The sequence below is a fragment of the Bradyrhizobium sp. WU425 genome (assembly GCF_021052305.1).
GTDB classification, from domain to species: Bacteria; Pseudomonadota; Alphaproteobacteria; order Rhizobiales; family Xanthobacteraceae; genus Bradyrhizobium; species Bradyrhizobium canariense_D.
Genome location: NZ_CP088089.1, coordinates 1,511,630 through 1,537,953 on the forward strand (window position 1 = coordinate 1,511,630; position 26,324 = coordinate 1,537,953).

At 64.6% G+C, this 26,324-nt stretch carries 27 protein-coding genes; 20 read left to right on the forward strand and 7 right to left on the reverse strand.

What is annotated here, in order from left to right:
• The first annotated feature begins 105 nt into the window (after nt 1-105).
• From BcanWU425_RS07280 to BcanWU425_RS07290, 3 genes are all read left to right on the forward strand, one after another.
• Nucleotides 106-1,695, forward strand: a complete 1,590-nt coding sequence (locus BcanWU425_RS07280; RefSeq protein WP_231190252.1) for a DUF1800 domain-containing protein — start codon at nt 106-108, stop codon at nt 1,693-1,695.
• Nucleotides 1,696-1,697: 2 nt separating this feature from the next.
• Nucleotides 1,698-2,915, forward strand: coding sequence for a DUF1501 domain-containing protein (locus tag BcanWU425_RS07285; RefSeq protein ID WP_026232550.1), 1,218 nt, complete (start codon nt 1,698-1,700; stop codon nt 2,913-2,915).
• A gap of 80 nt (nt 2,916-2,995) precedes the next feature.
• The gene (locus BcanWU425_RS07290) at nt 2,996-3,319 is read left to right on the forward strand and encodes an antibiotic biosynthesis monooxygenase family protein (protein ID WP_007596764.1); all 324 of its coding nucleotides are present in this window, start codon (nt 2,996-2,998) and stop codon (nt 3,317-3,319) included.
• Between the two features lie 18 nt (nt 3,320-3,337).
• Here BcanWU425_RS07290 and BcanWU425_RS07295 read toward each other — a convergent pair whose 3' ends face one another.
• The 6 genes from BcanWU425_RS07295 to BcanWU425_RS07320 all read right to left on the reverse strand — a co-directional run bounded on the left by BcanWU425_RS07295 (nt 3,338) and on the right by BcanWU425_RS07320 (nt 7,231).
• A complete protein-coding gene (locus BcanWU425_RS07295; RefSeq protein ID WP_018453541.1) occupies nt 3,338-4,279 on the reverse strand; it encodes an aldo/keto reductase in 942 nt (313 codons plus the stop codon).
• Nucleotides 4,280-4,553: 274 nt separating this feature from the next.
• Complete coding sequence (locus tag BcanWU425_RS07300) at nt 4,554-5,009, reverse strand: GNAT family N-acetyltransferase (protein ID WP_018453542.1); 456 nt, start codon at nt 5,007-5,009, stop codon at nt 4,554-4,556.
• A 66-nt stretch (nt 5,010-5,075) separates the two neighbouring features.
• Nucleotides 5,076-5,888: a PAS-domain containing protein gene (locus BcanWU425_RS07305; protein WP_085360574.1), complete on the reverse strand. Its 813-nt coding sequence runs from the start codon at nt 5,886-5,888 to the stop codon at nt 5,076-5,078.
• A gap of 128 nt (nt 5,889-6,016) precedes the next feature.
• Nucleotides 6,017-6,211 carry a hypothetical protein gene (locus BcanWU425_RS07310; RefSeq protein WP_018453544.1) on the reverse strand — a complete coding sequence of 65 codons (195 nt, stop codon included), beginning with the start codon at nt 6,209-6,211 and terminating at the stop codon, nt 6,017-6,019.
• Nucleotides 6,212-6,248: 37 nt separating this feature from the next.
• A complete protein-coding gene (locus BcanWU425_RS07315; RefSeq protein WP_007614766.1) occupies nt 6,249-6,425 on the reverse strand; it encodes a hypothetical protein in 177 nt (58 codons plus the stop codon).
• A 155-nt stretch (nt 6,426-6,580) separates the two neighbouring features.
• Nucleotides 6,581-7,231 carry a glutathione S-transferase family protein gene (locus BcanWU425_RS07320; RefSeq protein WP_018453545.1) on the reverse strand — a complete coding sequence of 217 codons (651 nt, stop codon included), beginning with the start codon at nt 7,229-7,231 and terminating at the stop codon, nt 6,581-6,583.
• A 635-nt stretch (nt 7,232-7,866) separates the two neighbouring features.
• Between BcanWU425_RS07320 and BcanWU425_RS07325 the strand changes: the two genes are divergently transcribed.
• The 8 genes from BcanWU425_RS07325 (at nt 7,867) to BcanWU425_RS07360 (ending at nt 16,679) form a co-directional block, all read left to right on the forward strand.
• Nucleotides 7,867-9,069 carry a pyridoxal phosphate-dependent aminotransferase gene (locus tag BcanWU425_RS07325; RefSeq protein WP_007596745.1) on the forward strand — a complete coding sequence of 401 codons (1,203 nt, stop codon included), beginning with the start codon at nt 7,867-7,869 and terminating at the stop codon, nt 9,067-9,069.
• Between the two features lie 160 nt (nt 9,070-9,229).
• Nucleotides 9,230-9,709 (forward strand): DUF992 domain-containing protein, encoded by a 480-nt coding sequence (locus BcanWU425_RS07330; RefSeq protein ID WP_026232551.1) that lies wholly within the window; start codon nt 9,230-9,232, stop codon nt 9,707-9,709.
• Nucleotides 9,710-9,877: 168 nt separating this feature from the next.
• The gene (locus BcanWU425_RS07335) at nt 9,878-11,926 is read left to right on the forward strand and encodes an elongation factor G (RefSeq protein WP_204512355.1); all 2,049 of its coding nucleotides are present in this window, start codon (nt 9,878-9,880) and stop codon (nt 11,924-11,926) included.
• A 358-nt stretch (nt 11,927-12,284) separates the two neighbouring features.
• Nucleotides 12,285-12,557, forward strand: coding sequence for a helix-turn-helix domain-containing protein (locus BcanWU425_RS07340; RefSeq protein WP_007614761.1), 273 nt, complete (start codon nt 12,285-12,287; stop codon nt 12,555-12,557).
• 108 nt (nt 12,558-12,665) lie between these two features.
• Entirely contained in the window at nt 12,666-14,420 is a 1,755-nt protein-coding gene (locus BcanWU425_RS07345; RefSeq protein WP_018453548.1) for a SulP family inorganic anion transporter, read from the forward strand.
• Nucleotides 14,421-14,513: 93 nt separating this feature from the next.
• Entirely contained in the window at nt 14,514-15,347 is an 834-nt protein-coding gene (locus tag BcanWU425_RS07350; RefSeq protein ID WP_204512354.1) for a shikimate dehydrogenase, read from the forward strand.
• Between the two features lie 66 nt (nt 15,348-15,413).
• A complete protein-coding gene (locus BcanWU425_RS07355) occupies nt 15,414-16,040 on the forward strand; it encodes a hypothetical protein (protein ID WP_018453550.1) in 627 nt (208 codons plus the stop codon).
• A 15-nt stretch (nt 16,041-16,055) separates the two neighbouring features.
• Nucleotides 16,056-16,679 carry a hypothetical protein gene (locus BcanWU425_RS07360; RefSeq protein ID WP_204512353.1) on the forward strand — a complete coding sequence of 208 codons (624 nt, stop codon included), beginning with the start codon at nt 16,056-16,058 and terminating at the stop codon, nt 16,677-16,679.
• A gap of 116 nt (nt 16,680-16,795) precedes the next feature.
• Here the strand turns inward: BcanWU425_RS07360 and BcanWU425_RS07365 are convergent, their stop codons facing one another.
• Nucleotides 16,796-17,932 (reverse strand): alpha-hydroxy acid oxidase, encoded by a 1,137-nt coding sequence (locus tag BcanWU425_RS07365; RefSeq protein ID WP_204512352.1) that lies wholly within the window; start codon nt 17,930-17,932, stop codon nt 16,796-16,798.
• 134 nt (nt 17,933-18,066) lie between these two features.
• On the opposite strand from BcanWU425_RS07365, the gene BcanWU425_RS07370 reads away from it, so the two are divergent.
• The 9 genes from BcanWU425_RS07370 to BcanWU425_RS07410 all read left to right on the forward strand — a co-directional run bounded on the left by BcanWU425_RS07370 (nt 18,067) and on the right by BcanWU425_RS07410 (nt 26,183).
• Nucleotides 18,067-18,234, forward strand: coding sequence for a hypothetical protein (locus BcanWU425_RS07370; RefSeq protein WP_231190255.1), 168 nt, complete (start codon nt 18,067-18,069; stop codon nt 18,232-18,234).
• Nucleotides 18,235-18,454: 220 nt separating this feature from the next.
• The gene (gene glmM / locus BcanWU425_RS07375) at nt 18,455-19,798 is read left to right on the forward strand and encodes a phosphoglucosamine mutase (protein WP_018453554.1); all 1,344 of its coding nucleotides are present in this window, start codon (nt 18,455-18,457) and stop codon (nt 19,796-19,798) included.
• A gap of 249 nt (nt 19,799-20,047) precedes the next feature.
• A complete protein-coding gene (locus BcanWU425_RS07380; RefSeq protein WP_204512351.1) occupies nt 20,048-21,298 on the forward strand; it encodes an MFS transporter in 1,251 nt (416 codons plus the stop codon).
• A gap of 235 nt (nt 21,299-21,533) precedes the next feature.
• Nucleotides 21,534-22,373, forward strand: a complete 840-nt coding sequence (locus BcanWU425_RS07385; RefSeq protein ID WP_204512350.1) for an outer membrane protein — start codon at nt 21,534-21,536, stop codon at nt 22,371-22,373.
• 167 nt (nt 22,374-22,540) lie between these two features.
• Nucleotides 22,541-23,419, forward strand: a complete 879-nt coding sequence (locus tag BcanWU425_RS07390) for an outer membrane protein (RefSeq protein WP_231190258.1) — start codon at nt 22,541-22,543, stop codon at nt 23,417-23,419.
• 68 nt (nt 23,420-23,487) lie between these two features.
• Nucleotides 23,488-24,078 carry a glutathione S-transferase family protein gene (locus BcanWU425_RS07395; RefSeq protein WP_231190261.1) on the forward strand — a complete coding sequence of 197 codons (591 nt, stop codon included), beginning with the start codon at nt 23,488-23,490 and terminating at the stop codon, nt 24,076-24,078.
• Nucleotides 24,079-24,103: 25 nt separating this feature from the next.
• A complete protein-coding gene (locus tag BcanWU425_RS07400; protein WP_204512348.1) occupies nt 24,104-24,568 on the forward strand; it encodes a GNAT family N-acetyltransferase in 465 nt (154 codons plus the stop codon).
• A 171-nt stretch (nt 24,569-24,739) separates the two neighbouring features.
• The gene (locus tag BcanWU425_RS07405) at nt 24,740-24,931 is read left to right on the forward strand and encodes a hypothetical protein (protein WP_231190264.1); all 192 of its coding nucleotides are present in this window, start codon (nt 24,740-24,742) and stop codon (nt 24,929-24,931) included.
• A gap of 79 nt (nt 24,932-25,010) precedes the next feature.
• Nucleotides 25,011-26,183 (forward strand): phosphoserine transaminase, encoded by a 1,173-nt coding sequence (locus BcanWU425_RS07410; RefSeq protein ID WP_085348790.1) that lies wholly within the window; start codon nt 25,011-25,013, stop codon nt 26,181-26,183.
• Nucleotides 26,184-26,324: the final 141 nt, after the last annotated feature.

Below are 26,324 nucleotides of genomic sequence, written 5' to 3' on the forward strand. Positions count from 1 at the left end.
AAAAGCCGGGCTGTCGTTTTCATGCCGGGTTCATCTCCCGCTGCGGTATATTAGGCCTCGCGCACGTATCGGGAAAGCGGTTGGCAGCGCGCGAAGGACATATCGATGGCCCGCGATTCGCAAGCCGCGCTCGTCGCGCTCAACCGTTTCGGCTTCGGCGCCCGCGGCGGCGCATCCGGCGATCTCATCAACGCGGCCTCCGATCCTCGCGGCTTTGTGAAGGCGGAACTCACTCGTCCCAACGGTGTGCTGCTGGAGGCGCCGGGCCTGCAATCCGCGCCGCAGCTCGGGCAGGCCGTGTTCGCCTATCAGGATCAGGTCAAGCAGGCGCGCGAGGCCGCCGCGAAGGCCGGCGCGCCGACTGAAGCGCCGTTGCAAGCGCCGGCCGATCAGAGGCCCGGACCGCGCCGCAATCTCTCGCTGAACGCCGTGGCAACCGAGATCGCCGGCCAGATGGCCGAGGCCAAGCCCGGTAACAATAAGCCGGCTGACAACAAGCCGGCGGACAATATGGCCAAGCCGGACACCATGCAGCCCAACGCGGCCGCGCCGCCTGCCGCAAAACCCGCCCCGCAGCCGCTCAACGTCATCCAAAAAACCTTTCGCGCCGAGGTACTGGCGCGGTTGCAGCGCGCGACGCTGGTCGAGTGCGGCTTCACCGAACGGCTGGTCGTGTTCTGGTCCAACCATTTCTGCATCTCCGCCAGCAAGGGCGAGCTGGCGCGGATCTGGGCCGGTGCGTTCGAGCGCGAGGCGATCAGGCCGCATGTGCTCGGACGTTTCGCCGACATGCTGAAAGCGGTGGAGCAGCATCCGGCGATGCTGTTCTTCCTCGACAACCAGCAATCGCTCGGACCGGACTCGCGCGCGGGCCAGAACCGCAAGCGCGGGCTGAACGAAAATCTCGCGCGCGAGATCATGGAGCTGCATACGCTCGGCGTCGGCGGCGGCTATACGCAGGACGACGTCACCTCGCTCGCGCGCATCATCACCGGCTGGACCTTTGCTGGCCGGCAGGGACAGCTGGGAGCGCCCGGTTCGTTCGTGTTCAACGTCAATGCGCACCAGCCCGGGCCGCAAATGCTGCTCGGCAAGACCTACGAGCCGACCGGCCTTGCGCAAGGCGAAGCCGCCCTCGCGGACATCGCACGCCATCCCTCGACCGCGAGCTTCATCGCCACCAAATTCGTCCGCCACTTCGTCGCCGACGATCCGCCGCCGGCGCTGGTGGCGCGACTGCGCGATGTCTTCATCAAGACCGACGGGGATCTCAAAGCGCTGGCAACCGCACTGGTCGATTCCGACGAGGCGTGGAAGGCGCCACTGACGAAGATGCGCAGCCCTTATGATTTCCTGGTCGCGAGCGGCCGGCTGCTCGCGCGCGTGCCGGAGGATCCCGGCGCCTATCTCAACAACCTCAATCTGCTGGGCCAGCCGCTGTGGTCGCCGGCCGGCCCGAATGGTTTCGCCGACACCAATGCCGCCTGGGCTGCGCCGGAAGGCATCAAGCTCCGGCTCGACATTGCCGCGCAAATGGGCGCGCGGCTTGGGCCCAACATCGACCCGCTCGATTTGTTGGAATTTGCCGCCGCGGATGCGGCCTCGATCGAAACGCGGCGGACCATCGAGCGCGCGGAGTCGCGGCAGCAGGCGCTGGCGCTGCTGTTGATGTCGCCCGAAATGCAGAGGAGATGATGATGATCGACTGCGTCGAGAACCGGCTCCTCACCTCGCGGCGCGGCCTCCTGCTTGGCGGCGCCTCGTTCGCGGCCTGGGCTTACTTGCCGAAATTCGCGCGCGCCGCGGATGGCCGCGATCCTCGCCTGATCGTGGTGATCCTGCGCGGCGCGCTTGATGGGCTTTCGACCGTCGCGCCCGTCGGCGATCCCGATTATGCCGGCCTGCACGGGGCGATCGCGCTCACGGCGGACGGTGCGCATCCCGCGATCATGCTCGATACTTTCTTTGCGCTGCATCCGGCGATGCCTGAGTTCGCACGCATGTATCGCGACAGGCACGCCGCGGTGATCCACGCGGTCGCGACGCCCTATCGCGACCGCTCGCATTTCGACGGCCAGGACGTGCTCGAAAGCGGCTATGCCGGCCCGGGGCGCGTGCAATCCGGTTGGCTCAACCGCGCGCTGGAAGCGCTGCCGCGCGGCGAGCGGGTGTCGAGTGCTCTTGCCGTCGGCCCGACCACGCCGCTGGTGCTGCGCGGCAATGCGCCGACCGTCGGCTGGGCGCCGGTGGCGCTGCCGCAAGCCGATGACGACACCGCAATGCGTCTGGTCGAGCTCTATCGTCACCGCGATCCCGCGCTGGCGGCTGTGCTGTCGCAGGGCCTTGCGCTGGAAAAGGCCGCGAGCGGCGACGACATGAAGCCGAAGCCGGGCAACGCGGTCGCGCAGATGCGGCAGGTCGCGCGCGGCGCCGCAAAACTGATGGCGTCCGACGACGGCCCGCGCATCGCGGCGCTCGCGTTCGATGGCTGGGACACGCACGCCAATGAAGGCGGCCCTGTCGGTCGCCTCGCATTCCTGCTCGGCGGGCTCGACGGTGCGCTCGCCGAGTTCGAAAGCGGCTTAGGGGAACGCTGGCGCGACACCGTCGTCGTGGTCGCCACCGAATTCGGCCGCACCGCGCGCATCAACGGCACAGACGGCACCGATCACGGCACGGGAACGATCGCGCTGCTCGCCGGCGGCGCGGTGAAGGGCGGCCGCGTCATCGCCGACTGGCCCGGCCTCAAGCCCGCCAACCTTTTCGAGGCCCGCGACCTCAAGCCCACCACCGATCTGCGCTCCGTGATCAAGGGCGTGCTGCAGGGCCAGTTCGGCCTGTCGGATCGCGTGCTGGCCGAGACGGTGTTTCCAGATAGCGCAAGCGCACGTCCGATGAAGGGGTTGGTTGCTTAACCTACGATTCCGGGGCCCGCACCTTGCGGCGCGTCCCGGAATGACGACATGATCGGCCGAACGTCAGGAGACCATCACCCATGTACATCGCCATGAACCGCTTCCGCGTCGCCAAGGGCTCCGAGGCTGCTTTCGAACAGGTCTGGCTTTCGCGCGATACTCATTTGGACAAGGTGCCGGGCTTCGTCGAGTTTCATCTGCTGCGTGGCCCCGAGCTCGAGGATCACACGCTGTACGCCTCGCACACGGTGTGGGCGAACCATGCGGCGTTCGAGGCCTGGACCAAATCGGATGCCTTTCGTGCCGCGCACGCGCGGGCCGGCGACACCAAGCCGACCTATCTCGGCCATCCCCAGTTCGAGGGCTTCGAGGTGATGCAGACGGTGGGGCGCGGCGCCAAGTAGCGCGCGCCGCCGCAAAGATCAGCCCAGCGTGATCTTGTCGATCTCCGCCATCTCCTCCGCACCGAGTTTCCACGCAATCGCCTTCACGTTCTCCTCGACCTGCGCGACGCGGGTGGCGCCGGCAATCACGCTCGACACTTGCGGGCGCGCGGCGAGCCAGGAGAAGGCGAGCTCGAGCATGCTGTGCCCGCGCGCTTTCGCAAATGCCGTGAGCTTCTCGACGATGTCCTCGTTGCGCGGCGTGACATAGCGGTCGCGTAATGCCGGTACCTTGCCGAAGCGCGTATCGGTCGGGGCGGCCGCGCCGCGCTGGTACTTGCCGGTGAGCAGCCCGCTTGCGAGCGGGAAGAACGGCAGCAGGCCGAGCTTGTACTCTTGTGCCGCCGGCAGCAGATCCTTTTCGATGTCGCGCACCAGCAGGCTGTATTCGTCCTGGCAAGAGACGAAGCGGCTGACATTCATCGCGCGCGCGGTGAACTCGGCCTCCGCTAGGCGCCAGGCCGGAAAATTGGAATTGCCGATGTAGCGCACCTTGCCTTGACGGACGAGATCGTCGAGCGCGCGCAGCGTCTCCTCCATCGGAGTCAGCGGGTCGTAATCGTGCTGCTGATAGAGATCGATGTAGTCGGTCTTGAGCCGCGTCAGGCTCGCCTCGACTGCGTTCATGATGTAGCGGCGCGAAGCGCCCTGCTTGGTTCCGTCGGCCGCCATCGGCTTGGAGAATTTGGTGGCGAGCACGATCTCCTTGCGGCGGTCGCCGAGCACGGTGCCGAGCACCGTTTCCGAACCGCCCATGCCGGCATAGATGTCGGCGGTGTCGAACAGCGTGATGCCGAGATCGAGCGCGCCGTGGATCACCTTGCGCGAGGTCTCCAGGTCCGTGCGCTGGCCGAAATTGTTGCAGCCAAGCCCGACCGCAGACACGCGCAGGCCGGAGGCGCCGAGATTGCGAATTTCCATGGGAGATCCCCGTCGGAGATGGGCAGGGGCGCATTGTGACCGCGGTGCCCCGCCGCAGCAAGCCGTGCGCCGCGTTGCTGCCATGCTGACAAGGCTGCCGACAAGGACTGCCGACAAAAAAATGCGGCCCCTGTCAGACGCGGCGACTGACGGGGACCGCTTTGGGGCGCTTGATCGGTGACGGGGGGCTGACCAGACGCAGCTGCAGCCTAGTCCCGCTATGTTACGCGCAGGTGACAGACAGAGTTATCCACAGGCGGCGCGATCGCGAGGATCAGAAGATCTTGCGATAGACGATGAACCCGGAACGCTCGGCGACCTTGTCGTACAGGCGCTGCGCCGTCACGTTGGTCTCGTGCGTCTGCCAGTACACGCGCGGCGATCCCATGAGCTTTGCGCGCTCGTAGACGCCGTGGATCAGTGCCGAGCCGACGCCCTTGCCGCGCGCGGCCTCGGTCGTGAACAGGTCCTGCAGATAGCAGGACGGCTCGATCGCGGTGGTGCTGCGGTGAAACAGGTAATTCGTCATCCCGAGCAGGCGGCCGTCACTCTCGGCGACCAATCCGTGCACCGGCTCATAGGCATCGAAAAAGCGCTGCCATGTCACGCGCGTGATTTCGGGCGAGAGCGCGGTCGGACCGGAGCGGCCGTAGAAGGCGTTGTAGCCGTCCCACAGCGGCAGCCATTGATCGTAGTCCTGCCTGGTGACGGGGCGAATGGTGAGCGACATATGAAATTCCCGCGATCGATGAGGCGTCCTTCATACGTGATGATGGACGTGCTGATCAATCGCGCATCACTCCGCGACGCGCAGATACCGGATCAGCTTGCGGCCCGCGGGATCGCGCAGCGAGCGGTAGTAGTCGGCGCGGGACGGCGCATCGGTGTGGCGCACGAGGTCGGTCACCGGCGTGTAGCTCAGCATGCGGCCGCCGTCGGGCAGCGCGGCACAGACGAAGCGCAACACCTCGCCATTGCGCAAGGCGATGTTGATCGGCGTGGCATCGCCGATCCGGACCATCTCCATGCGCTGAGCGATGAAGGTGCCGAGTTCGTCCTCGGGCAATTCGAACGCGCCGGTGTCGCGGCCGTGATACATCAGCGCGACGAACGGCGGCTTGCCGTCGGCGATGTCGTCCGGCACCGCAAAATAATCGCGGAACGCGCGGTTGATGAATTCGGCGCGCGTCTCGGCATCGAGCAGCACGATGCCGATATCGACCTGGTCGAGCGCGGCCGACAGCCGCGCGGCGATGGCGTGACTCCGACGCTCGGCGGCAAACGTGCCGAGCAGCCGCTGGCGCATCAGGCCGGTGATGCCTGCGGTGCCCGCGGCCGTCGCGGCCAGGAGGCCGAGCTGGATCATATCCGCCGTGGTAAGGCCTGCAACGCCGTGCCGGCTGAGGAGCAGCAGTGCCGCGCCGATGACGGCGATGGCTGCGCTGGCGACGGCGGAAGCGGGACCCGAGAGCGCGCCGGCGAGCGCCACGATGCAGACGAGCAGCGGCGCGGGGGAGGAAGCGGGGACGAAGCGATCGAAAAACATCGTCAGCAGCAAAGTCGCTGCCGTCAGCGCCGGACCGGAGATCGCACGCCATCCCAACCGCATGGGCCTGTCTCGCTCCTTCGTGAACGAGGTAAGGCGGCAACACTGACCGAATATTGCGCCATTGCGATGCGGTTCGCGCGGTGTGCTTAAGGTGCGCTTTGGGTCTCGCGCAAAGCTTTCGGATGATTTTAGACCAAGTGCGCGTGCTTGAGACGTTGTTGCAGCGCGGGCGCATTCAGCTTCGATGTCCCCTGGCCCTTGCGCGTGCCGACGAAGATCAACAGCGATGCCGCGACCAGGATGGCCGCGGTCAGGGTGATTGCAACGATGACCACAGGTGATTTCATCGACGTCCTGTCGCGATGCCGGTCGGCGCGGGCCATGCGGCGCCTTGAAGGCGGGTCCAGGATGAAGCGGGAATCAGACCGGCAGACCCATCGCCATGGTCGCCTTGGTCGACAGCACCGTCAGGGTGACGATCAGGCACAGCGAGAGCGCGGCGACGGCGAGCGAGGCCGCGACCGCGTTGGTCAGCCGGGAAGACGAAACGGTAGCGGGTGGGCCCTGAAAGCCTGCCGTGCCGGACGCCCGAATCATGGTCTAAATCCTTCAACGCGCGAGCGAATCACCCGCGACATCGAACAATTTCACTGTTGCAATCGGCAATATTGCGGCGGCCAATCGAGCGAAAATGGCGAGATTGCGGCAATGGTGACCTTTATGCCCGCTATTTGCCAGAGCGTGATCGCCCCTCAGGCACCAGCAGCGATGCTGGCGGGGTCCTCGATGTCGGCCGGCCGCCAGTCCATTGCGACGTAGCCGGGGGCCGCTTCCACGCGCTTCAGCCAGTCCCGGATCGCCGGGAAGGTCGAGAGGTCGAAGTCGCAGCGGTCGGCGAGGTGGGTATAGCCGTACAGCGCGATGTCGGCGACCGTGAGCTGGCGGGCGGCGAAATAGGCGTTGGTCCTGAGATGATTCTCCATCACCTGGAGCGCGCCATAGCCGCGCTCCATCCAGTCCTCCAGCGAATGAGTCTGGAGGTCGCGGCCGCCCCTCACCAGCGACAGCCAGAAATAGGCCGCGCCGATGTTCGGCTCCAGCGCGTGCTGCTCGAAGAACATCCATTGCAGCGCGTCGGCGCGATCGATGCGGTTCTCCGGCGCGAGCGGCGTGCCGACGGCGACGTACCAGAGAATGGCGTTGGACTCGGCGAGATAGCGGTCGTCGCCGACCTCGAGCAGCGGCACCTGGCCGGATGGGTTCTTGGCCAGGAAGTCCGGGGTGCGGCTCTCGCCGCGCAGAATGTCCACCTCGACCGCTTCGTAAGGCAAGTTCAGCAGCGCCAGCGCAAGGCGGACCTTGTAGCTGTTGCCCGAGCGCTGCATCGAATAGAGCTTGTACATTCTGGGGATGATTCCGGACGACGGGAGGGCGCGGCGCTTGTTGCCCCGCAACGCGGCTAAACAATGATGCCGATGCGAATCCGCCGCAAGACCCGGCCAATAGAAAAACTCGAAAACCCTACCGCATTGCAATGCGGCGGAAGATCATTTCCGTGCGACCATCCAACTCAGTTCACGCTTGCGTCAACGCGCAAGTGCGTTGCTCGACGCGATCGTGTGCGAGCACCGCGGTCGCGTTTTGGGCACTGAAGCTTCCGCATCGTCATGGCCCGGCTTGTCCCGGCCATCTACGCGCTGCACACGGCACGAAGAACGTGGATGCCCCGGGCCTTCGCCTCGCCGAAGCGGCTTCGGCCGCGCAGGCGAGACAGGCCCGGGCATGACGACGTTCTCGTTTCATAGCCCGCGAAGGCCGCAAAATTGCTCCGAGGACACGCGTTGTCGGATATGAGGGGTTTGCGCGGCAAAGTTACGGAATATTGCGGGAAATCGCGGCTCGAAACGCCAGACACGTAAACTTTTGCGGGATCGGACCGAAGTTTCTTGCGGTGCAACGGCACTCGTTTTAGGGTGGTTCATTCCCACAATCGGAGTCGTGAAGCCAAAGGGTTCACGACGCTTGTCAGGAGATGACGATGTCCTTCCTTGCCGCTGCGCTCGACCGTGTGAAGCCGTCCGCGACCATCGCGGTCACGGATAAAGCACGTGCGCTGAAAGCGGCGGGCCGCAACGTCATCGGTCTCGGCGCCGGCGAGCCCGACTTCGACACGCCCGCGAACATCAAGCTGGCCGCGATCCACGCCATCGAAGCCGGTAAGACCAAGTACACCGCGGTCGACGGCATTCCCGAGTTGAAGGAAGCCATTATCGCCAAGTTTCAGCGCGAGAACGGCGTCGTCTACAAGGCGAACCAGATCATCGTCGGCACCGGCGGCAAGCAGGTGCTCTACAACGCGCTGATGGCAACCATCAATCCGGGCGACGAGGTGATCATCCCCGCGCCGTACTGGGTCAGCTATCCCGAGATGGTGGCGCTCGCCGGCGGCGAGCCGGTGCCGGTGGTCTGCACCGCCGCGACCGGCTTCAAGCTCCAGGCCGAGGCACTCGAGCGCGCGATCACGCCGAAGACCAAATGGGTGATCCTGTGCTCGCCGTCGAACCCGACGGGAGCTGCCTACACCAGGACCGAGCTGAAGGCGCTCACCGACGTGCTGGTCAAGCATCCGCATGTGTGGGTGATGACCGACGACATGTACGAGCACCTCGTCTATGACGACTTCCAGTTCACCACGGTCGCGCAGGTCGAGCCGAAACTCTACGACCGCACGCTCACCGTGAACGGCGTGTCGAAGGCCTATTGCATGACCGGCTGGCGCATCGGCTATGCCGGCGGTCCGGCGCAGCTCATCAAGGCGATGTCGACGATCCAGTCGCAGTCGACCTCGAACCCGTCGTCGATCGCGCAATGGGCCGCGGTTGAGGCGCTGAACGGTCCGCAGGACTTCATCCCCGCCAACAACAAGGTCTTCAAGGAGCGCCGCGATCTCGTCGTCTCCATGCTGAACCAGGCCAAGGGCATCGAGTGCCCGCGGCCCGAGGGCGCCTTCTACGTCTATCCGTCCTGCGCCGGCACCATCGGCAAGACCGCGCCGTCGGGCAAGGTGATCGACAATGACGAGACGTTCGTCACCGAACTGCTGGAGACCGAAGGCGTCGCCGTGGTGCAGGGTTCGGCCTTCGGCCTCGGCCCCGCGTTCCGCATCTCCTACGCGACCAAGACCTCGGACCTCGAAGACGCCTGCAAGCGCATCCAGCGCTTCTGCGGCAATCTGCGCTGAACTCACAGACATGAAGTGACATCAAAGGGCCCGCGCAATGCGGGCCCTTTTTCTTTCAAGTCTGCACGATCTGGCGCCACCGGAACTGTTGTGGCATAGACCATCGCGCGGCGTGTGCCGCGCCTCCATGCTCGCATCACATTCATCGCCGGAGATATTCATGCGCCGTTCACTCCTCCTCGCCGGGCTTGCCGTTGCGAGCCTCGTCGCCTCCGTTACGGGCGCCAGCGCGCAATCGCGGATGGTGCAGGTGGGCGTGCTCGAATGCCGCGGCGGCGCCAGCGTGGGCTTCATCGTGGGATCGGTGACCCATCTCGGTTGCGTGCTGCGCGTCGATGGTTTGCCGGACGACCGTTACGTTGCGACGATCCGCAAGGTCGGTCTGGATATCGGCATCACACAGGAGACGGCTTTGGCGTGGGGCGTGTTCGCGCCGGTGAACCGGCTCGGCCCGGGCGACCTCGCCGGCAACTACGCCGGTGCGCAGGGCAGCGCCTCGGTCGGTGTCGGTCTCGGCGGCAACGTGCTGGTCGGCGGCTCCAACAATTCGATCGCGCTCCAGCCGCTCAGCGTGCAGGGCCAGGTCGGCCTCAACGTCGCCGCCGGCCTCGAGAGCCTGGAACTCCGCCCGGGACGTTGAGACTCGGCGCCAGCCGAAGCGCTCCTCCTCAACCTCTCTCCGGGAGAGGAGGAAATACCGACGACGCACCGCAGCGATTTTTGATGCTTGCCAAATCTCGGGGACGGGCAGAGCATCAGCGTTTGCCGACCCAATCATGGGCCGAGCTCCACACCAAGGAGGCGGCGAATGGGACAAGACGTCAGAAGTCCCCGAGGTCCACGGTGCATCGCGCTGGTGGGCCCTTTCCAAAGCGGTAAAACCACACTTCTCGAAGCCATCCTGGCGCGAACGGGCGCAATCCCGCGCGCCGGCAGCGTCGATGCCGGAACCTCCGTCGGCGACGCCACGCCAGAGGCCCGTCATCACAAGATGACCGTCGGGCTGACTGCCGTCACCACGAGTTTCATGGGCGACAGCTACACCTTCCTCGATTGTCCCGGTTCCGTCGAATTTGCCCACGACATGCGCGCCGCGCTGCCCGCGGTCGATGCCGCAATCGTGGTCTGCGAAGCCGACGAGAAGAAGCTGCCGCAGCTTCAGATCATCCTGCGCGAGCTGGAGGAGCTGAAGATCCCGCGTTTCCTGTTCCTCAACAAGATCGACCGCGCCAACAAGCGCATCCGCGAGACGCTCGAGATGCTCCAGCCCGCCTCGCGCGTACCGCTGGTGCTGCGCCAGATCCCGATCTGGAAGGACGAGTTGATCGAGGGCTTCGTCGATCTCGCGCTGGAGCGTGCGTTCATTTACCGCGAGCACAAGGCCTCCGAAGTGGTCGCGCTCCAAGGCGGCGATCTCGATCGCGAGAAGGAGGCCCGCTTTTCGATGCTGGAGAAGCTCGCCGATCACGACGATGCGCTGATGGAGCAGCTGCTCGAGGACATCCAGCCGCCGCGCGATGCCGTGTTCGACGATCTCGCCCGCGAATTGCGCGACGGGCTGATCTGCCCCGTGCTGCTGGGCGCCGCCGCACGCGAAAACGGCGTGCTGCGTTTGATGAAAGCGTTGCGCCACGAGGCGCCCGGTATCGCGGAAACGGCAAAACGTCTCGGCGTTCCCGAAACGAGGGACGCCCTCGGCTTCGTCTTCAAGACGTTGCATTCGCAGCACGGCGGCAAGCTGTCGCTGACGCGCATGCTCGCTGGCCATCTCGACGACGGTGCCACGCTGCAAGCCTCCTCCGGAGGGGCCAGCCGCATCTCCGGCATCCTCGCCGTCACCGGGGCCTACGACACCAAGCGTACCGCGGCGGAAGCCGGCGATACGGTGGCGCTCGCCAAGCTCGACCCGATCAAGACCGGCGACACGGTGTCGAGCGGCAAGATCCAGCCGGCAGCGCTCACCGCCGTAGAACCCACTCCGCCGGTGCTCGCGATCTCGGTTGCGGCCACCGACCGCAAGGACGACGTCAAGCTCGGCCAGGCGCTGATGCGGCTGCACGAGGAGGACCCCTCGCTCGTCTTCGTGATGAACGCGCAGACCCACGACACCGTGCTGTGGGGTCAGGGCGAGATGCACTTGCGCGTCGCGAGCGAGCGGCTGCGCGATCGTTTCGGCGTCAAGGTCGCTTCGCATCCCCCCGCGATCGGCTATCAGGAAACCATCCGCAAGCCGATCGTCCAGCGCGGCCGCCACAAGAAACAGTCTGGCGGGCATGGCCAGTTCGGCGATGTCGTGCTCGACATCAGGCCGCTGCCGCGCGGCGAGGGCTTCAAGTTCGCCGAGAAGGTGGTCGGCGGCGCGGTCCCGCGCAACTACATCGGCGCGGTGGAAGAGGGGGTCATCGACGGGCTCGCCCGCGGCCCGCTCGGTTTCCCGGTCACCGATTTGCAGGTGACGCTGACCGACGGCTCCTATCATAGTGTGGATTCCTCCGACCTCGCCTTCCGCACGGCGGCGCGGGTCGGGCTCACCGAGGGCCTGCCGCAATGCCAGTCGGTGCTGCTGGAGCCGATCCATGTGGTCGAGATCGTCTGCCCGACCGACGCCACCGCCAAGATCAATGCGATTCTGTCGGCACGGCGCGGCCAGATCCTCGGCTTCGACACCCGCGACGGCTGGAGCGGATGGGACTGCGTCCGCGCCATGATGCCGGAAGCCGAGATCGGCGAATTGATCGTTGAGTTGCGCTCGGCCACGGCAGGCGCCGGCAGCTTCACCCGCCAGTTCGACCACATGGCCGAAGTCACGGGGCGCGCCGCCGACCAGATCATCGCAGCGCATCAGCACGCGGCGTGATCGGTCTGCCGAAGTAAGGGACGCATCACCGTCTCACTCCCTCTCGCCGTTCTTACGGGGAGAGGGGTGGGGTGACGGGCTTCACAATGGGCGTGGCGAAGGTTGGACTCACGCTGCTCCTCCCAACCGTCATTGTGAGCGCAGCGACTTGTCCGCCGAAGCTTTAGCGAAGGCGGAAGCAATCCAGTCTTTCCGCGGAGGAATTCTGGATTGCTTCGTCGCTTCGCTCCTCGCAATGACGGTGGAGACGGATGGCTCGCATGGCGAGCTTCCCCTTGCGTTCGGTCATTTATGATGTATTTTACATCATTGTGCATGCTCCAGACATCATTTATAATCTTTCATACGTGAGGCCAAGGTGATCACGTCGTTCCAGATGCGGGCAGCGCGTGCGCTGCTCGGCATTGACCAGAGGGCCTTGGCGGAGCTCGCAGGCGTTTCGCTGCCGACCATTCAGCGGATGGAGGCGAGCACCGGCAATGTCCGCGGCGTGGTCGAGACCTTGATGAAAGTGGTCGAAGCCTTTGATCGCGCCGGCGTCGAGCTGATCGGCGAACAGGCGCGCAGCGAAGGCGGCGGACGTGGCGTTCGGCTCAAGGAGCCGGGGCCGCCGCGTCGGGTGGGAGCATGATCCCGCAATGATCATGCTCGGGAGCAGTCTTAACTAACGCACCGTCGCGCCCCGATACGCGCCGCACGATGCATCGGAGCGTTGTGGGCAGCGGAGCATTTTGCTGAAATGAGCATCACAGGCGAACACGCAGGCAAGCTGCACCAGCCTCGTCGGCCGACCTTTACCGAACTCTATCTGCCAAAGCTCGTCACCGTATGGCGCGAGGGCTATGGCTTATCGGATTTCCGTGCCGATGTGTTCGCGGGCCTCACGGTCGCGATCGTCGCGCTGCCGTTGTCGATGGCGATCGCGATCGCCTCGGGCGTGACGCCGGACCGCGGACTCTACACCGCTGTTGTCGGCGGCTTCATTGCGTCACTGCTCGGCGGCAGCCGATTCCAGATCGGCGGTCCGGCCGGCGCCTTCATTGTGCTGGTTGCGGCGACCGCCGACCGTCACGGGGTTGACGGCGTGGTCCTGGCCACGCTGATGGCGGGCCTGTTCCTGATCGCTGCGGGCTTCCTGCGGATCGGCACCTATATCAAGTTCATTCCATATCCTGTGACGGTTGGCTTCACGGCCGGCATCGCCGTCATCATCTTCGCCAGCCAGCTGCGCGATCTCGGCGGGATCACGCTCCTCGCGAAGGAGCCCAGCGAATTCGTCCCGAAACTCGTCGCGCTTGCCGGGGGCCTGCACACCGTCAATCCGTCGGCCGTCGCGGTTGCGATCGTCAGCATTGCCATCATCGCCGGCCTGCGACGCTGGCTGCCGTCCTGGCCCGGTATCCTGATCGCGGTCGTGCTCGCGGCGGTCGCATGTGCCGTGCTGTCGCTGCCGGTCGAGACCGTCGGATCGCGCTTCGGCGGCATTCCGCGGGAACTGCCCTCGCCAGCCTTGCCTGCATTCTCGCTCGCGAAGGCGACCGCCGTGCTGCCCGATGCGATCTCCTTCGCACTGCTCGCCGCCATCGAATCGCTGCTGTCGGCGGTGGTGGCCGACGGCATGACCGGACGCCGTCACCGCTCCAATTGCGAGCTGGTGGCGCAAGGTGCCGCCAATGTCGGCGCGGCGGTGTTCGGCGGCATCTGTGTCACGGGGCTGATCGCGCGCACGGCGACCAACATCCGCGCCGGCGCGCGGGGGCCGCTCGCGGGCATGCTGCATTCGGTTTTCCTGCTGCTGTTCATGCTGATCGCAGCGCCGCTCGCGAGCTACATCCCGCTGGCCGCGCTCGCCGCCGTGCTCGTCGTGGTGGCCTGGACCATGGCGGAGAAGCACGAATTCGCGACGCTCCTTCGCTCGTCATGGGGCGATGCCGTCGTGCTGCTCGCAACCTTCCTGCTCACCATCTTCCGCGATCTGACCGAGGGCATTCTGGTTGGCTTCGCGCTTGGCGCGGTCCTGTTCATCCATCGCATGGCGGAAATGACGGGCATCGAGGAACGATCGCCACTGGTGGCCGCCGATCGTCCCGATGACGATAATGGCGGGCGCGTGCCTTACGACCCCGCACTCGCGGTCGATCGCGACGTGCTGGTCTATCGCATCACCGGCGCGTTCTTCTTCGGCGCGGCCTCGGCGATCGGCAGTGTGCTCGACGGCATCGCCGACAAGCGCAAGGGTTTTGTGGTCGATTTCGCCGACGTGCCGTTCCTGGATTCGACCGCGGCCAACGTGCTCGGCCGCGTCGCCGCCAAGGCCCACCGCCAGGGCATCCGGCTGTTCATCACAGGGGCGTCGCCTGCGGTCCGCCGTGCGCTGCTCACCCATGGCGTCACGCCGCCACGCGCGCGCTATCGCGAGACCATCGCGCGTGCGGTCGCCGACATCAAGGGCGGCGCGGCGCTGCCCGCGGGTGGTGAGGCGGGCACGACCTGACGTCGAGCCTCTCCCGAGACGCCCCGCGCGCTTGACAGCGCCTGCGGGACACGAAATGGATCGCCTCCGAAACGACCCCAGGGGAGGACGACCGTGACCAAGGCTCCCGCAGCCTGCCTGATCGGATGGCCGGCCGCGCATTCGCGCTCGCCGCTGATCCATCGTTATTGGCTGCGCACGCTCGGGATCGAGGGCGGCTATGTCATCGAGGCGGTTCCACCCGATAATTTGCGTGACTTCGTCCTGCGGCTGTCGCTGCGCGGCTTCGTCGGCGCCAACGTCACCATCCCGCACAAGGAAGGCGTGCTCGAGCTGTCGACGCCCGATGCCCGCGCGCGAGCGGTCGGTGCGGCCAACACGCTTTGGTTTGCAGACGGCGAGCTGCGCTCGACCAACACCGACGTCGAGGGCTTTATCGGCAATCTCGATGCCAGCGCGCCCGGCTGGGACGCAGCCGAAGAGGCGCTGGTGCTCGGCGCCGGCGGCTCCTCGCGCGCCATCGTGTTCGGGTTGCTTGAACGCGGCATCAAGCGCGTCCATCTCGCCAATCGCACCGTCGGCCGGGCCGAGATGCTTGCAAGGCAGTTCGGGCCGAAGGTGCATCCTGTTGCGTGGGATGGCATCGACCACATTCTGCCGCGTGCAAAACTTCTCGTGAACACGACCTCGCTCGGCATGCACGGTCAGCCTTCACTCGACCTTGAAGTGGCGCGCCTGCCGGATGGCGCCGTGATTGCCGATCTCGTCTATGTCCCGCTGGTGACGCCGCTGCTGGCGGCCGCACAGGCGCGCGGGCTGAAGACCGCCGACGGGCTCGGCATGCTGCTGCATCAGGCGGTCCGCGGCTTCGAGCTGTGGTTCGGCCAGCGGCCGCAGGTCACGGCCGAGCTGCGTGCGCTGGTCGAGGCCGATCTCACAAAGACTTGAGAGAATAGCGCGTAATCTCCGGAGTTCTATGTCCGTGGGGACAATAGGGCGCAATCGGAGACCATCATGTCTGTTCAACGTGCAACTTTCACACGTCCGCTCATCGCCGTCGCGATGGTGGCCGTCTCGACCCTCTCGGCCCTTGCGCAAAGGGCGCCGGTGCCGACGCGCGTGCGAGGCACGATTGAAAGCGTCAATGGCGACACGATGCAGGTCAAGGCGCGCAGCGGCGAGGATGTCAAGCTGCACATCGCCTCCGACGTGAACGTGTCGGGCATTACGAAGATTTCACTTGCCGACATCAAGCCCGGCTCCTTCGTCGGCGCCACCACCGTGCCGGGACCGGACGGCGGCGCGAACGCGGTCGAGGTGCACGTGTTTCCGGAGAGCATGCGCGGCACCGGCGAGGGCTCGCGACCCTATGACCTCAAGCCCAATTCCAGCATGACCAATGCGACCGTGTCGGAGAGCGTGGTCGGCAATGACGGTCATACGCTGCTGGTCAAGTACAAGGACGGCGAGAAGAAGGTGTTCGTCGCCGACAATACGCCGGTGGTGACCTTTGTCCCCGGCGACAGATCCGATCTGAAGGCCGGCGCCAAGGTGATCGCCTTCATGAAGCAGCTGCCGGACGGCTCATTCGAAACCAACCGCGTCAGCGTCGGCCGCGACGGCCTGACGCCGCCGATGTAAATGGAGAATAGCAACATGTCGAAGAGAATCTGGATATCACGCCTCGGCGTGGCCGCGTTCGCCGCCTGCATCGTCACGTCATCCGCCCTGGCGCAGCAGACGCCGACGGTCCGCATCCGCGGCACCATCGAGAGCGTCGACGGCAACACGCTCGGCATCAAGACCCGCGAAGGAACCGACGTGAAGGTGCGCATGACCGACAACGTCGCCGTCTTCGCGGTGGTGAAGACGTCGTTGTCGGAGATCAAGGACGGCTCCTATATCGGCGTCACCGGCCTGCCCGAGCCCGACGGCACCCAGAAGGCGATCGCGGTGCACATCTTCCCCGAAAACCAGCGCGGCGCGGCCGAGGGTTTTCGTCCCTGGGACGCGCGCGCCAACTCGACCATGACCAACGCCACCGTGGCGCAGACGGTGAAGGGCACCGACGGCCAGAACATCACGGTCAAGTACAAGGACGGCGAGAAGAAAGTCGTGGTGCCGCCGGACACGCCGATCGTCACCTTCGTCGCCAGCGACAAATCCGAGCTCAAGCCCGGCGCCAAGCTGATCATTTTCGGCGCGGTGAAGAAGGACGATGGTTCGCTTGAGGCCAACCGGGTGAATGTCGGCCGCGATGGGGTGACGCCGCCGATGTGAGGGCGAACGCTGAAATCTTAGGGTGGGCAAAGGCGCGAAGCGCCGTGCCCACCCTAAGATTTGCGAATTGGTGGGCACGCTTCGCTTTGCCCGCCCTACGGCACTGCCGCTGCGGTTCACATCGCGATGATATGTTCGTCGATTTCGTCAATCCGGTTGACGCCGCACAGGCCCATGGTGGTGAGCAGCTCCTTCTGGATGATGTCGATCGCCTTGGCGACGCCGGCCTGGCCGCCGGCACCAAGGCCATAGGCGTAGGCGCGGCCGATCATGCAGGACTTCGCGCCGAGCGCGAGCGCGCGCATCACGTCCTGGCCGGAGCGGATGCCGCCGTCGAACATGATCTCCATCCTGTCACTGACCGCCTCGGCGATCTCGGGCAGCACCTCGATCGATGACGGCGCGCCGTCGAGCTGACGGCCGCCATGGTTCGAGACGACGAGAGCCTGCGCGCCGGTCTTGGCGGCTTCCTCGGCGTCCTCGACGTCCAGAATGCCCTTGATGATCAGCTTGCCCGGCCAGATGCTGCGGACCCACTCGACGTCCTTCCAGTTCAACGACGTGTCGAACTGCGAGGCGGTCCATTCGGCGAGGCGATTGAGGTCCTCGGTGTTCTTCACGTGGCCGGCGATGTTGCCGAAGGTACGGCGCTTGCCCCGCAGCACGCCGGAGACCCACGCGGGCTTTGTGGCGAAATCCAGAAATTTAGACATCGTCCACTCGGGGGGGATCGTCATGCCGTTCTTGATGTCCTGGTGGCGCTGGCCGATGACCTGGAGATCGACGGTCAGCACCAGCGCGGAGCATTTCGCCGCGATCGCGCGCTGGATCAACTCCTTGATGAAGCCGCGGTCCTTCATCACGTAGAGCTGGAACCAGAACGGCTTCTCGACATTGGCCGCGATGTCCTCGATCGAGCAGATCGACATCGTCGACTGCGTGAACGGGATACCGGCCGCTTGCGCGGCACGGCAGGCATGGATCTCGCCATCGCCATGCTGCATGCCGAGCAGGCCCACCGGCGCGAGGATTAGCGGCATGGTCGAGGGCTCGCCGAGGATCGTGGTCGCGGTGTCGCGTTTGGAGACGTCGACCAGAATGCGCTGGCGGAACTTGATCGCCTGCATGTCTTCGCGGTTGGCTCGCAGCGTTTCCTCGGCGTAGGAGCCGCGGTCGCAATAATCGAAGAACGCCTTCGGCACGCGGCGCTGATGCAGTGTGCGAAGATCGTCGATACAGGTGATGTGCTTCATGAACGTTTCCCGGCCCGTCTTGTCGGAAGAGTCTTGTATGGGAAGACTCTTGCATCGGAAGATCGAGGGGTCATCTAGCATGGTTGGATGCACAGCCAAATCGTTTGCAAATCCTTTGTGGAGAGGAGGGCGCCATGACCAGGCCGCACACCGGACCGACGCCGGAGGAGATCAAGGAGAAGCATGATCTCGAGGAAGCGCTGGAGGAGGGTCTGCAAGAGACCTTTCCGGGCTCCGATCCCGTCAGTGTCACCCAGCCGGCGCCGAGCCGCGCGGACGGCCATGTGAAGCGTTCGGACTAGGTGCCGGTTCCGCCCTGTTCCAGTATCTTCAACGGAAATATAATGTTAACAAGACGTTATCGGGGCCGGGAGCCGCCCGGTTCCGTAATGATTCATCATATTTTTTGAAGCCAAGTTAGCCGTGATGGCTCTATAAGACCTCAGCAAATCAGGGATGCGGGTCCCGCTTGGGCACCCGGAGGTTGCGCTGGGGATCCCTGGTTGTTGCGTGGGGGACGATATGAGCCGCAAATATTTCGGGACGGACGGGATCCGGGGCCGCGCCAACGGACTGATCACGCCGGAGCTCGCGCTCAAGGTCGGCCAGGCCGCAGGCCTGGCGTTTCAGCGCGGTGACCACCGCCACAGGGTCGTGATCGGCAAGGACACCCGCCTGTCCGGCTACATGATCGAATACGCGATGGTCGCGGGCTTCACTTCGGTCGGCATGGACGTGCTGCTGGTCGGCCCGATGCCGACGCCCGCGGTCGCGATGCTGACCAAGTCGATGCGCGCCGATCTCGGCGTGATGATCTCCGCCTCGCATAATCTGTTCGAGGACAACGGCATCAAGCTGTTCGGGCCGCAGGGCTTCAAGCTCTCCGACGACGTCGAGAAGCAGATCGAGCAGCTGCTCGATGAGCCCATCGACAAGCGTCTCGCCCAGAGCGCCAGTCTCGGCCGCGCCCGCCGCATCGACGGCGTGCATGACCGCTACATCGAATTCGCCAAGCGCACGCTGCCGCGCGATCTGTCGCTCGACGGCCTGCGCGTCGTGGTCGATTGCGCCAATGGCGCCGCCTACAAGGTGGTGCCGGAAGCGCTATGGGAGCTGGGCGCCGACGTGATCCCGATCGGGGTCGAGCCCGACGGTTTCAACATCAACAAGGAATGCGGCTCCACCTCGCCGGAAGCGCTGTCGAAGAAGGTGCGCGAGATGCGCGCCGACATCGGTATCGCGCTCGACGGTGACGCCGATCGCGTCATCCTGGTCGACGAGCGCGGCCACATCGTCGACGGCGACCAGCTGCTCGCGGTGATCGCGCAGAGCTGGAAGGAAGACGGCCGGCTGTCGCGATCGGGCATCGTCGCCACCGTGATGTCGAACCTCGGGCTCGAGCGCTTCCTTAATGCGCAGGGGCTCGATCTCGTGCGCACGCCGGTCGGCGATCGCTACGTGCTCGAGCAGATGCTGAACGGCGGCTACAATCTCGGTGGCGAGCAGTCCGGCCACATCATCCTGTCCGACTACGCCACCACCGGCGACGGCTTCGTTGCCGCATTGCAGGTGCTTGCCGTCGTGCAGAAGCTGCGCCGGCCGGTGTCGGAAGTCTGCCACCGCTTCGATCCGCTGCCGCAGATCCTGAAGAACGTCCGTCACAAGGGCGGCAAGCCGCTCGACAATTCCGACGTCAAATCGGCGATCTCCGACGGCGAGCAGCGGCTCAACGGCCATGGCCGCCTGCTGATCCGCTCCTCCGGCACCGAGCCGGTGATCCGCGTCATGGGCGAGGGCGAGGATCGCATCCTGGTCGAGGACGTCGTCGATACCATCGTCTCGGCGCTCGGGAACGCCGCGGCCTGAACTCGCAGCCATCCTTCGAGATGCCCGCTGTCGCGGGCTCCTCAGGATGAGGTTTTGTTTCCAGGTGAAGACGTACCCTCAGGGTGAGGAGCCCGCCACAGGCGGGCGTCTCGAACCATGCAGGCCGCAGTTTGGCCGCGAAATCTGGCGAAGCGCATTCCAGCCATGGGCGTTTGGCGGTGGATCGGTCGCCGCGCGCATCGTAACTAGCTTGTCGCGGCAATCTGCCGCGCCCGTCGGGATGCTCCAGTGAACAAGCCTGTCGTCGTCTCAGAGGAAACACTGACGGAGCCCGTCCTCGTCAGCGACGTCGCACCCGGCGCCAAAAGTGCCGCGGGGCCGGCCTATGTCGTGCTGGCCGGCATCAGCTTCTCGCACTTCCTCAACGACACCATGCAGTCGCTGATCGCTTCGGTGTATCCGATCCTGAAGGACACCTACGCGCTCGACTTCGCGCAGATCGGCATGATCACGCTGGCCTTCCAGTTCACGGCCTCGCTGCTCCAGCCGGTGGTCGGCCACTACACCGACAAGAAGGCGCAGCCCTATTCGCTGTCGATCGGCATGGCCTCGACCTTCTTCGGTCTGTTGCTGCTCAGCGCCGCCCACCAATATCTCGTCATCCTCGTCGCCGCCGCTCTGGTCGGCCTCGGCTCGGCGGTGTTTCACCCGGAGTCGGCGCGCATCGCGCGGCTCGCCTCGGGCGGCCGCTACGGTTTTGCGCAATCGGTGTTCCAGCTCGGCGGCAGTTTTGGCACCTCGATGGGACCGGTGCTCGCCGCGCTCATCGTCGTGCCGTTCGGGCAGGGCAGCATCGCCTGGTTCTCCTCGATCGCCTTCCTTGCGATCCTCATCCTCTGGCGCATCGGCCGCTGGTACGAACCGCAGATCAAGGCGAAGAAGACGGCGGTGGATCAAGCCCATCCCGACGCGCCGAATTCGCGTCGCGTCGTCGTTGCGCTCCTCGTGCTGGTCGCGCTGCTGTTCTCGAAGCAGCTCTACGTCTCGAGCCTGTCGAGCTACTACATCTTCTATCTGATCGACCGCTTCGGCGTGTCGACGCAAGCCGCGCAGATGTATCTCTTCATTTTCCTCGCAGCGAACGCGGTCGGCGCTTTTCTCGGTGGTCCCCTGGGCGATCGCTTCGGCCGCAAGATCGTGATCTGGATCTCGATCCTGGGGGCGCTGCCGTTCACGCTGGCGCTGCCCTATGCCGGGCTCTATGCGAGCGCGGTGCTGTCCGTGATCATCGGCCTGATCATCTCCTCGACGACGTCGTCGATCATCGTGTTCGCGCAGGAGCTGGTCCCGCACCGCTTCGGCATGATCTCCGGCGTGTTCTTCGGTGTCGCCTTCGGCATCGGCGGCCTGGGCGCCGCCGTGCTCGGCAAGCTCGCCGACCACACCTCGATCGCGTTCGTCTATCAGGTCTGCGCCTATCTGCCGGCGATCGGCCTGCTTGCGGTATTCCTGCCCAAGCTGCCGCGGCACGCGCGTTAACATATCCTGACTTGCTGCAACGCGGCTTCATACATCGTTAGGAAATGCGGCGACGGCGTCGCATTTGGCGCTGCATTTTTGCAACGCTCGCGACGCCCGCGCGTGCGAGTTGAGAAAAAATCAACCTTAAAAATTAGGGTTAAGTGGCGCTTAAGCATTTGCTGGCATCGTCCGGGCCGTGAGTTTCCAGAACGTGAGGCGCCGTATTGCCTCACCGGCCAAAAGGACGAAGCCAATGCGTAGCGTTAAGTCTCTCCTTGCCGCGGGTGCGGCAACCCTGATCTCCTCGATGGCGTTCGCCGCCGACATGCCGATCGCGGCGCCCCCTCCGATGTACGCGCCCCCGGCTCCGCCCGCCGACTTCGGTGGCTGGTACCTGCGCGGCGACGTCGGCATGACCAACCAGAGCGCCAAGCGCATCGACGGCGCGGTAGCGCCTGGGTTTACTAAAACGACGGAGGGGCTTGGCTTCGACTCGTCACCGCTGTTCGACCTCGGCGTCGGCTATCGCTTCAACAACTGGTTTCGCACCGACGTGATCGGCCAATACCGGGGCAAGGCCAACCTGCACGGTGCTGATAACGTCATTGGGCCGGGCTTCGTTGGCTCGGACAATTATAGCGGCAGCAAGTCGGAGTGGGTCGTCATGGCCAACGCCTATGTCGATCTCGGCACCTGGTGGTGCATCACGCCGTTCATCGGCGCCGGTGTCGGCGGCTCCTACAACAAAATTAGCGGTTTCCGTGACGACGGCGTTGCATATCTCGCCGCGCTGACCCCGACCCCGAGCGCCAGCGTCGCCTACTTCGCCGACAGCGGAAAGTGGAACCTGGCTTGGGCCGCACACGCCGGTCTCGCTTACAAGGTCAACCCCGGCTTCACGGTCGAACTGGCCTACAGCTACATGAACCTCGGCGATGCTGCGCCCGGCAACTACCGCTTGTTCGACAACAGCGCCTCGGGTCCGTCCACAATCAAGATCAAGGAGCTCACCTCGCATGACGTCAAGCTCGGCGTGCGCTGGGATCTCAACAGCCCGCCGGCCTACATGCCGCCGCTCGTCACCAAGGGCTGATCGTCAGCCTGATCGGTTAGGACTTCTTAACGGCGCGGGATCATCCCGCGCCGTTTTGCTTTGCGTATTTTTCATGGCGGGCGGCGACGAAAGCCTCCTACGCAACCATTGGTTAAGGTTAACGAGCCATGATCACGAGTGAAAGTTCGAGTTCGATGGAGCGTTCGATGCGTAGGCTTTTGTTGGCGGCGGCGATGTTGGGGACGGTCTCCGCGGCGCACGCGGCCGATCTCTCCGATCTTCCCATCCTCCGAGGTAGCTTCACCGACGGGCTGTCAAAGACGTCCCACAATTGGGACGGTTTTTATGTTGGCGGCCAGTTCGGGTTTGCCACGACCGATGTTGATTTCAGTCATGCTCCGAAGACGATGACCGACTTCATGCTTCGCAACAGCATCCTTGAGGCGCCAGTCGGCGGCTGGTCGCTGCTGCCGAGTAACCACGTGCAGTCGACCGGGTTTGGCGCCTATGTCGGCCGCAATTGGCAGCTCTACGATGCAGTGTTCGGCGTCGAGGCCAATTACAGCTACATGAAGAATATATCGAGCTCGGCAAGTGATTCCATGACACGCATTCTCGACGGTGAGACGGCGCCAACGGGCCATACCTATACCTACGTCACTTCACTCGGTGGTGGTGCTGCGCTAAAGCTGAAGGATTACGCCACCTTCCGCGGTCGGGTCGGTTGGGACGGCGGCGACTTCATGCCCTATGCCTTCGCCGGTCTGGCGATTGGGCGCGCTGAAGTTTCGCGATTCGCGACCGTGTCCTACATCAAGCATGACGACTATGACGAGTCGATTGTCCTGGGCGGTGTTACGGCGACGATCCATCGACAGGTCACGATTGACACGGGTACGTTTAACAAGACTGAGCTGCGCACCAACAGCTTCATGTATGGATGGACGGCCGGTATCGGTGTCGAGTACGCGATCTGCAACAACATCCTGGTTCGCGGCGAATGGGAGCATGTCGGCTTCTCGGACGTGAAGGACATCACTGTCGGCCTGAATAACTTCCGCGTCGGCATTGGCTACCAGTTCTGAGTCGCCCGCTTTCTGTTGACAGGTTCCTTCTGTCCTGATGCTCTGTCGCCGAATGCGCGGGGGCACCGATGCGGATCTACGGCGATAGCAATTCCGGCAATTGTCTGAAGGTGAAGTGGGTCTGCGACAAGCTCGCGGTGCTCTACGAGTGGATCGAGATCGACACCCGCAAGGGCGAGACCCGTACGCCGCAATTCCTCCAGATGAACGGTGCCGGCCAGGTGCCCACCGTCGCTTTCGACGACGGTCGCACGCTGGCGCAGTCCAATGCCATCATCCGCTATGTCGCGCGCGACAGTGCGCTCATTCCGGGCGACGCCTTCACTGCCGCCAAGATGGACGAATGGCTGTTCTGGGAACAATACAGCCACGAGCCCTATATCGCGGTGTGCCGCTTCCAGCTCGTCTATCTCGGCAAGGACGCCTCCGAGCTCGATCCTGAAAAGGTCAAGCGCGGCTACGCGGCGCTCGATCGCATGGAGCAGCATCTGGCGGCAAACCGCTTCTTCGCCGGTGATGACGTTTCGCTTGCCGACGTCTCGCTGCTTGCCTATACGCGCGTCGCGCATGAAGGCGGCTTCGATCTCGGTCGCTATGCCGCCATCCGCCGCTGGATCGGCGAAGCCGAGACCTTTCTCGGGCTACCCAAGGTGCGTTAGGCGCGCTTGAGGCAGGAGTAACTTTATGAACGCCCAATCTGTCTCCATTCGTCCCGCGCGCCGCGAAGATGTTGCTGCGATCGTGACGATGCTCGCCGACGATCATCTCGGGAGCGCACGCGAGCGCGTGGAAGACCCGTTGCATGCGTCCTATTACGAGGCATTCGCGCGGATCGAGCGCGATCAAAATATCCAGCTTGTGGTTGTCGAGAGTGAGGGCAGGGTGGTCGGCTGCCTGCAGCTCGCGATCCTGCCGGGTCTCAGCTCGCAAGGCGGCTTGCGCGGTCTGCTCGAAGACGTCCGCGTCGCTTCCGATTGCCGCAGCCGCGGCATCGGCGAGCAATTGGTGCAATGGGCGGTGACGGAAGCGAAAGCGCGCGGTTGCAATCTCGTCGAACTGCTGACGCATCAGACGCGAACAGATGCGCAGCGCTTCTACAAGCGGCTTGGGTTCACGGCGAGTCACGTCGGCATGACTGTCCGCTTTTGACGCAGCACGCTATGAGCCTTGCGCGATCAGCGAAATCGGATCGCGCGTACGTTCATATTAAGAGCTGATAAACCACCGTCACGGCGTTCACGTTGGTGAAGGAACGAACGGTGCTACGGGACGTCGAAACCGGGCTCGATCGGTTCGGGGATTTCGATGACAAGCTATTCGATGATCAAGGTCGGCAACGACTACGTCGTGCAGGCCAATGACAAATGCATTTTGAAAGTCGGCAGCCGCCGCCGCGCCGCGCAATTGATCAGCGATGCCACGGGCTTGCTGAACGCGCTGGCGGTGGTCGATTCCCCCAAGATCGCACCGGAGGCGCCATCACCCGCGCGTGAACCGCCGGAACTTCCTTGACGACTCTTCCCGTTTCCCGTATCAGCCGCGGCGGGACACCTCCCCCCAACGGGAGGCTTACTATCTGGAAGGGTAGACGATGACTGTAGCGAAGCCCGCTTCGCGGCCGAACGTGCCGCATTTTTCCTCCGGCCCCTGCGCCAAGCGCCCCGGATGGAATGCCCAAAATCTCAAGGACGCAGCGCTCGGCCGTTCGCATCGCGCGAAGGTCGGCAAGACCAAGCTCAAGCTCGCGATCGATTTGACGCGCGAAGTGCTCGAAGTGCCCGCTGATTATCGCATCGGCATCGTGCCGGCCTCCGATACCGGCGCGGTCGAGATGGCGCTGTGGTCGATGCTGGGTGCGCGGCCCGTCACCACGCTCGCCTGGGAATCCTTTGGCGAGGGCTGGGTCAGCGACATCGTCAAGGAATTGAAGCTCAAGGACGTCACCAAGCTCAACGCGGCTTACGGTGAGATCCCCGACCTCTCCAAGGTCGATCCGAAGTCCGACGTCGTCTTCACCTGGAACGGCACCACCTCGGGCGTGCGCGTGCCGAACGCCGACTGGATCAGCGCGACCCGCGAAGGCCTGACCATCTGCGACGCCACCTCGGCCGCGTTCGCGCAACCCCTCGACTGGGCCAAGCTCGACGTCGTCACCTTCTCCTGGCAGAAGGCGCTCGGCGGCGAAGCCGCGCATGGCATGCTGATCCTGTCGCCCCGCGCGGTGGAGCGGCTCGAAACCTACAAGCCGGCCTGGCCGCTGCCGAAGATTTTCCGCATGACCAAGGGCGGCAAGATCAACGAAGGCATTTTCGTCGGCGAGACCATCAACACGCCGTCGATGCTCTGCGTCGAGGATTATCTCGACGCACTGAACTGGGCCAAGTCGATCGGCGGTCTGAAGGCGTTGATCGCGCGCGCCGACGCCAACACCAAGGTGCTCGCCGACTGGAAGGCTAAGACGCCTTGGATCGACTTCCTCGCCAAGGACGCCGCAATCCGCTCCAACACTTCGGTGTGCCTGAAGTTCACCGATCCCGCGATCACCTCACTCTCCGAGGACGCGCAGGCCGAGTTCAGCAAGAAGCTGGTGGCGCTGGTCGAGAAAGAGGGCGCGGGCTACGACTTCGCCTACTATCGCGATGCGCCCGCCGGCCTGCGTATCTGGTGCGGCGCCACCGTCGAGGCCAGTGATGTCGCGCTGCTGACCCAGTGGATCGACTGGGCCTTCGCCGAGACCAAGGCCGCGCTCGCCAAGGCGGCGTAGTTTTTACCTCTCCCCGTTCTTACGGGGAGAGGTCGGGTCGCGCAGCGATCCGGGTGAGGGGCTCTCTCCGCGAGCACCCCGCCTGTGGCTGCCCCTCACCCCGACCCTCTCCCCGTAAGAACGGGGAGAGGGAGAGCAAAG

Excerpts from the sequence above, each read along its gene's own strand:
- BcanWU425_RS07385 (WP_204512350.1), top strand. The coding sequence starts at position 21,534 with ATGCGTAGCGTTAAGTCTCTCCTTGCCGCGGGTGCGGCAACCCTGATC.
- BcanWU425_RS07410 (WP_085348790.1), top strand. The coding sequence starts at position 25,011 with ATGACTGTAGCGAAGCCCGCTTCGCGGCCGAACGTGCCGCATTTTTCC.
- BcanWU425_RS07365 (WP_204512352.1), bottom strand. The coding sequence starts at position 17,932 with ATGAAGCACATCACCTGTATCGACGATCTTCGCACACTGCATCAGCGC.
- BcanWU425_RS07290 (WP_007596764.1), top strand. The coding sequence starts at position 2,996 with ATGTACATCGCCATGAACCGCTTCCGCGTCGCCAAGGGCTCCGAGGCT.
- BcanWU425_RS07395 (WP_231190261.1), top strand. The coding sequence starts at position 23,488 with ATGCGGATCTACGGCGATAGCAATTCCGGCAATTGTCTGAAGGTGAAG.
- BcanWU425_RS07405 (WP_231190264.1), top strand. The coding sequence starts at position 24,740 with ATGATCAAGGTCGGCAACGACTACGTCGTGCAGGCCAATGACAAATGC.
- glmM (WP_018453554.1), top strand. The coding sequence starts at position 18,455 with ATGAGCCGCAAATATTTCGGGACGGACGGGATCCGGGGCCGCGCCAAC.
- BcanWU425_RS07280 (WP_231190252.1), top strand. The coding sequence starts at position 106 with ATGGCCCGCGATTCGCAAGCCGCGCTCGTCGCGCTCAACCGTTTCGGC.
- BcanWU425_RS07300 (WP_018453542.1), bottom strand. The coding sequence starts at position 5,009 with ATGTCGCTCACCATTCGCCCCGTCACCAGGCAGGACTACGATCAATGG.
- BcanWU425_RS07295 (WP_018453541.1), bottom strand. The coding sequence starts at position 4,279 with ATGGAAATTCGCAATCTCGGCGCCTCCGGCCTGCGCGTGTCTGCGGTC.
- BcanWU425_RS07400 (WP_204512348.1), top strand. The coding sequence starts at position 24,104 with ATGAACGCCCAATCTGTCTCCATTCGTCCCGCGCGCCGCGAAGATGTT.
- BcanWU425_RS07335 (WP_204512355.1), top strand. The coding sequence starts at position 9,878 with ATGGGACAAGACGTCAGAAGTCCCCGAGGTCCACGGTGCATCGCGCTG.
- BcanWU425_RS07390 (WP_231190258.1), top strand. The coding sequence starts at position 22,541 with ATGCGTAGGCTTTTGTTGGCGGCGGCGATGTTGGGGACGGTCTCCGCG.
- BcanWU425_RS07355 (WP_018453550.1), top strand. The coding sequence starts at position 15,414 with ATGTCTGTTCAACGTGCAACTTTCACACGTCCGCTCATCGCCGTCGCG.
- BcanWU425_RS07345 (WP_018453548.1), top strand. The coding sequence starts at position 12,666 with ATGAGCATCACAGGCGAACACGCAGGCAAGCTGCACCAGCCTCGTCGG.
- BcanWU425_RS07320 (WP_018453545.1), bottom strand. The coding sequence starts at position 7,231 with ATGTACAAGCTCTATTCGATGCAGCGCTCGGGCAACAGCTACAAGGTC.
- BcanWU425_RS07370 (WP_231190255.1), top strand. The coding sequence starts at position 18,067 with ATGACCAGGCCGCACACCGGACCGACGCCGGAGGAGATCAAGGAGAAG.
- BcanWU425_RS07315 (WP_007614766.1), bottom strand. The coding sequence starts at position 6,425 with ATGATTCGGGCGTCCGGCACGGCAGGCTTTCAGGGCCCACCCGCTACC.
- BcanWU425_RS07305 (WP_085360574.1), bottom strand. The coding sequence starts at position 5,888 with ATGCGGTTGGGATGGCGTGCGATCTCCGGTCCGGCGCTGACGGCAGCG.
- BcanWU425_RS07285 (WP_026232550.1), top strand. The coding sequence starts at position 1,698 with ATGATCGACTGCGTCGAGAACCGGCTCCTCACCTCGCGGCGCGGCCTC.
- BcanWU425_RS07360 (WP_204512353.1), top strand. The coding sequence starts at position 16,056 with ATGTCGAAGAGAATCTGGATATCACGCCTCGGCGTGGCCGCGTTCGCC.
- BcanWU425_RS07310 (WP_018453544.1), bottom strand. The coding sequence starts at position 6,211 with ATGGCCCGCGCCGACCGGCATCGCGACAGGACGTCGATGAAATCACCT.
- BcanWU425_RS07325 (WP_007596745.1), top strand. The coding sequence starts at position 7,867 with ATGTCCTTCCTTGCCGCTGCGCTCGACCGTGTGAAGCCGTCCGCGACC.
- BcanWU425_RS07330 (WP_026232551.1), top strand. The coding sequence starts at position 9,230 with ATGCGCCGTTCACTCCTCCTCGCCGGGCTTGCCGTTGCGAGCCTCGTC.